We start from the raw sequence: 6000 nt of genomic DNA, 5'->3' as shown, positions 1-6000 counted from the left end.
GCGGGGAAACGCCCGGTCCCTTTCCGAACCCGGAAGCTAAGCCCGCCCGCGCTGATGGTACTGCTCCCGGGAGGGAGTGGGAGAGTAGGTTACCGCCGACGCGTAAAACTTGATATGTTGTGGCACCCGCCACCACACCAGATGCCCCGTGGGGTTGGTGTGGTGGCGGGTGCTTTCGCGTGTGTGCGGGGTGCGGGTCGTAAGTGTTGACACCGCGCGATGCTGACCTGGGGTGATGCAGGCGGGATTGCCCGTTCACGTCAACTTTTACGCTGGAGACAAAGGATCGAACGCGACCCGGGAGAGAAGCGTGCCCGACTACTGGGCCGTGGCTGTGCTGTTCACGCGTGTTTCCTATAATGGTCGGGATTGGAAACGGAGGTCCCTGATGGCAGATGTGGACGAGGGAAGAGGGCGAGATCGCTCCTCTCGCGGGAACGCCCGTGGCGGGCGAGGTAACGGCGGCGGCCGGCAGGGTGGCGCCGGTGGCGGCCGCGGAGCTCGCGATGACCGCCGCGGCCGTGGTCATAGCGGACGCGGGAAGGGCGATGATCGTCGGCAGGGGCGCGGAGGCGTGCGGCACGACCGCTCCAATCCTCGTCGCGAAGGATTCCGCGAGGATCGCATGGCGCAGAAAGAACTCGAGCCGGATCTCCCTCAGGACGTAGAGATCTCCGATTTGGATCCCTCGGTGCTGCAGGATTTGAAGGTGCTGTCGAAGGATAATGCGGAGCGCGTCGCAAAGCATATGCTCATGGCAACTGATCTGCTGTATGACGATCCGCAGCTTGCGCTGAGGCATGCCCGCGCCGCGAAGAATCGCGCCGGCCGTGTCGGCGTCGTGCGCGAGACCAACGGTGTCGTCGCCTACCACGCTGGCGAGTGGAAGGAAGCGTTGTCTGAGCTGCGGGCGGCGCGTCGTATCTCCGGCGGGCCCGGTTTGCTCGCGGTGATGGCGGACGCTGAGCGTGGTCTCGGACGCCCTGAGAAGGCGTTGGAGCTGGGTCGAAGCCCTGAAGCCCGCGAGTTGGACAGGGACGGTCAGATCGAGCTTGCGATTGTGCTTGCGGGTGCCCGGCATGATCTGGGGCAGCACGATTCCGCGGTTGCGCAGCTGCAGCGATTGAACCCGTCGCTGAACTCGCAAGGGTTTGCTCAAGCTCGCCTGAGCTACGCGTACGCTGATGCCCTTCTTGCTACCGGGAAGAAGGATGAAGCCAAGCGCTGGTTCGAGCACGCGGCGAAGATTGATGTAGAAGGCGTGACCGATGCCGCTGACCGAGTGGCGGAGCTGGGCTAAATCTATGAAGCTCGCCGAAACCGTTGACGGCCTGCTCCTGGATTTGGATGGGACGGTCTGGTCAGGAGGAAAGGCCATCGCTTCCGCTGTGGAGGCAATCCAAGCGGCCGGGGTGCCCGCGGCGTATGTGACTAACAATGCCTCACGAAGCGCCGCCGACGTAGCGGAGATGCTGCGGGCTATCGGGCTGCCGGCTTCTGAAGACGACGTGCTGACCTCCGCTATGGTGGCGGTGCGGCTAGCCGAGCGCTACCTGTCACCCGGGGACTCGGTGTACGTGGTCGGCGCGGAATCGCTACGCGCATTAGTCGTCGCCGCGGGTTTCACTCTTGCAGGCAGCGCCGACGACAACCCGAAAGTCGTCCTTCACGGCCACAACCCTGAGACGGGGTGGCGCGAGCTTTCAGAGGCCGCGCTCAGCTTGCAACGTGGGGCGAAATACCTAGCGACCAACCTTGATTCGTCGCTGCCAATGGAACGCGGCATGATGGTTGGCAATGGCGCGATGGTTGCGGCGGTGACAGCAGCAACTGGCGTGACCCCTGAGGCGGCCGGCAAGCCGGAACCAGCGATGTTTAAGCAGGCAGCTCACGACCGCGGATGGGTACGCCCTCTCGCGGTTGGGGACCGGCTGGATACTGATATCGCTGGCGGGGTCGCCGCAGGAATACCTACCCTGCACGTGCTCACTGGCGTCTCTGGGCCGTACGCGCTCATTCAGGCGCCGCCGGCGCACCGGCCCACGTACGTCGGAGAGGACATGCGGGCGTTGCTCCAGACTGCGGAGGATCTGCGGCCAGGTGCCCAGGACGGCTTCCGCGCACGTATTGACGACTCCGCCCTGGTCATCGACGGAGGAAGACCAGGTGCGACGGGCTTAGGGGCGCTGCGCACAGCGCTCGACTTGGCGTGGCAGGCGGACGAGGCACCCGCCGACGTACGCGCCGAGTCGCCGGCGGCGGAAGCGGCAATCGCGGAGTGGTGGTGAGCCCCTTGGCACCCACACCGATTCCCCGCGATCCCCGCGCGGTGCGTATTACCGCCGAGGAAGTGTCGGGCCGAATTGCCGCCATCCTCGCTGAGCCGGCCGCTGATCTCGCCGCTGAAGCGGACGCGTTGGCACGCGCCCACGCCGTCCTGCGTGAGGCCCTGAACGACAATTAGTCGCGCCAAGAACACGAAAGGGGGCGCACCACCGTGGCACCAAAACGCACCCGGCTTGACGCCGAGCTAGTTCGCAGGAAGATCGCGCGGTCGCGCGACCAAGCGCAAACATGGATCAAGGAAGGGCGCGTCCAAGTCAGTGGCTTCACCGCCACCAAGCCTGCAACCGTGGTGGAGCCGGAGGCCTCCATCAAGGTCAATACCGAGGACGTGGACGATTGGGCCTCGCGCGGAGCCCACAAGCTGCTCGGCGCGTTGGACGTGTTCGAACGTGGCGGCCTAGTCGTGAAGGGGCGCAAAGCCCTAGACGCCGGCGCATCGACGGGAGGCTTCACCGACGTCTTGCTCCGCGCGGGCGCCAACGAGGTGGTGGCCGTCGACGTGGGCTACGGGCAGTTGGTGTGGAGGCTGCAAAACGACGATCGGGTCCGTGTTTTAGATCGCACCAACATCCGGAACCTCACGCCCGAGATGATGGGCGGCCCCGCCGAGCTCATGGTCGGTGACCTGTCGTTCATTTCCCTGGAGCTGGTTCTGCCCGCCCTGGTCGAGTGCATGGTGGATGGCGCGGACATGTTGCCCATGGTCAAACCACAGTTTGAAGTGGGCAAGGACCGTCTCGGCAGCGGCGGGGTGGTGCGCTCGTCTGCGCTGCGTGCCGAGGTGACCTTGGACGTCGCGAAGTACGCGCAATCGCTGAACTTGTCCGTGCGGGGGGTCACAGCGTCGCCTCTGCCGGGACCGAGCGGTAACGTTGAGTACTTCTTGTGGCTGGTCAAAGACGGCGGCGAGCAGCAGCTCGACGACGCGGCGCTGGCCGACCTCGTGGACCGCGCGATCAAGGAAGGACCAAAATAGATGGCCGAGGCGACGCACCGGGAGATCCTGCTGGTCCCGCACCTGTTTAGGGCGTCTAACATCCATTCCGCGGCGCGCGCGGCCGAGATGCTGCAGGACGCGGGCATCACGGTTCGGTTGCTCGAGCAGGAGCAGATGGAGGTAATCGAGACCAATCCGGTGCTGAGCGGGTTAACTCGCGCCGCAGCAGATGACGATGCTGCCGCGGGCTGCGAGTTGGTGCTGGTGCTCGGTGGCGACGGCACGTTCTTGCGCGCTGCAAGTTACGCGCACGCCCAAGACATTCCGGTGCTGGGCATCAACTTGGGGCATGTCGGATTCTTGGCGGAGGGCGAAGCCTCGAGCCTGGAGAAAGTAGTGGGCCAGGTCATCGACCGGTCCTACCGCGTGGTTGACCGCATGACGCTCGACGTAGCAGTCATCGGCGACGGCGGCGAGGTGCTCGGGCGCAGCTGGGCGCTGAATGAGTGCAGCATTGAAAATTCGGACCGCTCGCGGGTGCTGGATGCCACGCTCGAGGTGGATTTCCGCCCAGTATCCTCGTTCGGCTGCGACGGCGTGCTTATTTCCACGCCGACCGGCTCGACGGCGTACGCGTTTTCCGCTGGTGGTCCCATCATGTGGCCGCAGCTTGATGCGATCTTGGTGGTGCCTAACAACGCTCACGCGCTGTTTGCTAAGCCGCTTGTGGTGGCGCCGACGTCCACCGTGGCGGTGGAGTCCGAGCGGCAGACAACGCAGGCGACAGCGGTAATGGACGGGCAACGCCGTATGACCGTTCCCGCCGGCTCCCGCGTTGAAGTCGCGCGCGGCACTCGTCCGGTGCGCTGGGTACGCTTGGACGACAGGCCGTTCACCGACAGACTGGTGGACAAGTTCCAACTCCCGGTTTCCGGGTGGCGCGGCCCGCGTGGCGCGTAAGCGCGTGTAACTACAGGAAGGCACTTTTTGCTCGCTGAAATCGCTATTTCCAACCTGGGCGTGATTAGCCACGCATCGGCTGAATTGTCTCCGGGGTTAACGGTGCTTACCGGCGAAACCGGCGCCGGTAAGACAATGGTGGTGACGGGCCTGCGTCTGCTCACCGGTGGGCGAGCGGATGCCTCGAGGGTGCGCACCGGCTCCGACGGCGCAGTAGTGGAAGGAGCGTTTAGCACTGGGGGCCTGCCTGAGGACGCGGTGGGCGCCGTCCGCGACATCGCGACGGCCGCGGGGGCTGATGCCGACGAAAACCGCGAATACTTGGTCTCCCGCTCGGTGAAAGCGTCGGGACGATCGAGCGCGCACCTGGGCGGGCGGAAAGTCCCGGCGGCGACGCTTGGCGAGCTTGCCAGCCACCTGCTCACCATCCACGGCCAAAACGATCAGCTGCGGCTCATGGCACCGGAACAGCAGCTGGCCGCCCTCGACCGCTTCGACGCGGCCATCGCAGCCAAGCTCCGCCGCTACCGCGAGGCCTACACCGACTGGCGCGCCGCGGCGAAAGACCTGAAGGAGCGCACGGAAAAGCGCCTCGAGCTCGCGCAGGAGGTAGACCGTTTGCAGTTTGCCTTGGAAGAGATCGACGCGGTCTCGCCGCAGGCAGGCGAGGACGACGAGCTTGTGGCCACGATCAACCGCCTGCAGGACGTCGATGCGTTGCGCGAGGCGGCGGAGACGGCGCTTGTGGCCATCGACGGCGCGGACGCAGTCGGCGGCGTCGGCGGGGAGGAGGAGCCGGCCTCGGATCTGATCGGCCGGGCCCAGCAAGCGCTCGAAGCCGCGAGCGACCAGGACCTCCGGGATCTTGGCGCCCGGCTGGGCGAAGTCGCCGGGGTGCTCTCCGATGTCTCGGCGGAGCTGGGCAGCTACACGGGCAGCCTGCCCTCTGATCCTGAGGAGTTGGAGCGGCTGCTGCAGCGCCAGCAGGAAATCAAGGCGTTGACACGCAAGTATGCCCCGGATGCGGCCGGCGTGGTGGCGTGGCGCGACAAGGCGCAGGCGCGGCTGGCCAAGATTGACACGTCCGAAGGTGCCGTCGAGAAGCTCAAGGCAAAGGTGGCCGAGCTTGAGGGGGAGTTGCAGCGCCGCGCCGCGGAGTTGACAAAGGCCCGGCAGAAGGCAGCGGAAAAGTTGGGCGCGGCGGTGACCGAGGAGCTGCACGGCTTAGCAATGCCGAAGGCGCAGCTTCGGGTCCAGGTTTCGCAGGCGCCCTATGGGCGCGACGGCGCGGATGCAGTGGAGATCCTGCTCGCTCCGAACACTGCGCTGGAACCAAAGCCGTTGGCCACCAGCGCGTCCGGGGGCGAGCTTTCCCGCGTAATGCTGGCGCTCGAGGTCATTTTGTCCGAGTCCTCCAGCGGTGCGACGCTGGTGTTCGACGAGGTGGATGCGGGCGTGGGCGGGCGCGCCGCGGTTGAAATCGGGCGCCGTCTTGCGCGACTGGCTGGCGGCAACCAAGTCATTGTGGTGACGCACCTGCCACAGGTAGCGGCCTATGCCGATACGCACCTGCATGTGTCCAAAGACGTCGGAGATGAAGCGGTGACATCCGGCGTCGCGGCGCTGCAGCCGGAGGAGCGCATTGAAGAGCTCGCGCGCATGATGGCAGGCATGGACGATTCGGACACCGGCCGCGCCCACGCCGCGGAACTGTTCGAGCGAGCGCAGAGCGAGGTTGCGCAGTTGCGAGGCTGAGG

6 protein-coding genes and 1 rRNA gene are annotated in these 6000 nt (G+C 65.8%); all 7 read left to right on the top strand.

Translation table 11 applies throughout. From position 1 onward, the window contains the following. Positions 1-101: ribosomal RNA gene (gene rrf, locus HF989_RS03320) — 5S ribosomal RNA — on the top strand; the annotation flags it as partial. A gap of 524 nt (positions 102-625) precedes the next feature. Continuing rightward, the gene (locus HF989_RS03315) at positions 626-1300 is read left to right on the top strand and encodes a tetratricopeptide repeat protein (protein ID WP_246233770.1); all 675 of its coding nucleotides are present in this window, start codon (positions 626-628) and stop codon (positions 1298-1300) included. Between the two features lie 4 nt (positions 1301-1304). Continuing rightward, entirely contained in the window at positions 1305-2288 is a 984-nt protein-coding gene (locus HF989_RS03310; protein WP_168683910.1) for an HAD-IIA family hydrolase, read from the top strand. Positions 2289-2293: 5 nt separating this feature from the next. Continuing rightward, positions 2294-2464, top strand: coding sequence for a hypothetical protein (locus tag HF989_RS03305; RefSeq protein ID WP_168683909.1), 171 nt, complete (start codon positions 2294-2296; stop codon positions 2462-2464). A gap of 33 nt (positions 2465-2497) precedes the next feature. Beyond that, positions 2498-3322: a TlyA family rRNA (cytidine-2'-O)-methyltransferase gene (locus HF989_RS03300; RefSeq protein WP_168683908.1), complete on the top strand. Its 825-nt coding sequence runs from the start codon at positions 2498-2500 to the stop codon at positions 3320-3322. Further along, positions 3323-4243 carry an NAD kinase gene (locus HF989_RS03295; protein WP_168683907.1) on the top strand — a complete coding sequence of 307 codons (921 nt, stop codon included), beginning with the start codon at positions 3323-3325 and terminating at the stop codon, positions 4241-4243. A 27-nt stretch (positions 4244-4270) separates the two neighbouring features. Further along, a complete protein-coding gene (recN, locus tag HF989_RS03290; RefSeq protein WP_168683906.1) occupies positions 4271-5998 on the top strand; it encodes a DNA repair protein RecN in 1728 nt (575 codons plus the stop codon). The last annotated feature ends 2 nt before the right edge of the window (positions 5999-6000 follow it).

It is taken from the genome of Corynebacterium mucifaciens, assembly GCF_012396315.1.
GTDB lineage: Bacteria > Actinomycetota > Actinomycetes > Mycobacteriales > Mycobacteriaceae > Corynebacterium > Corynebacterium mucifaciens.
This window is presented reverse-complemented; position numbering and strand designations above follow the sequence as displayed.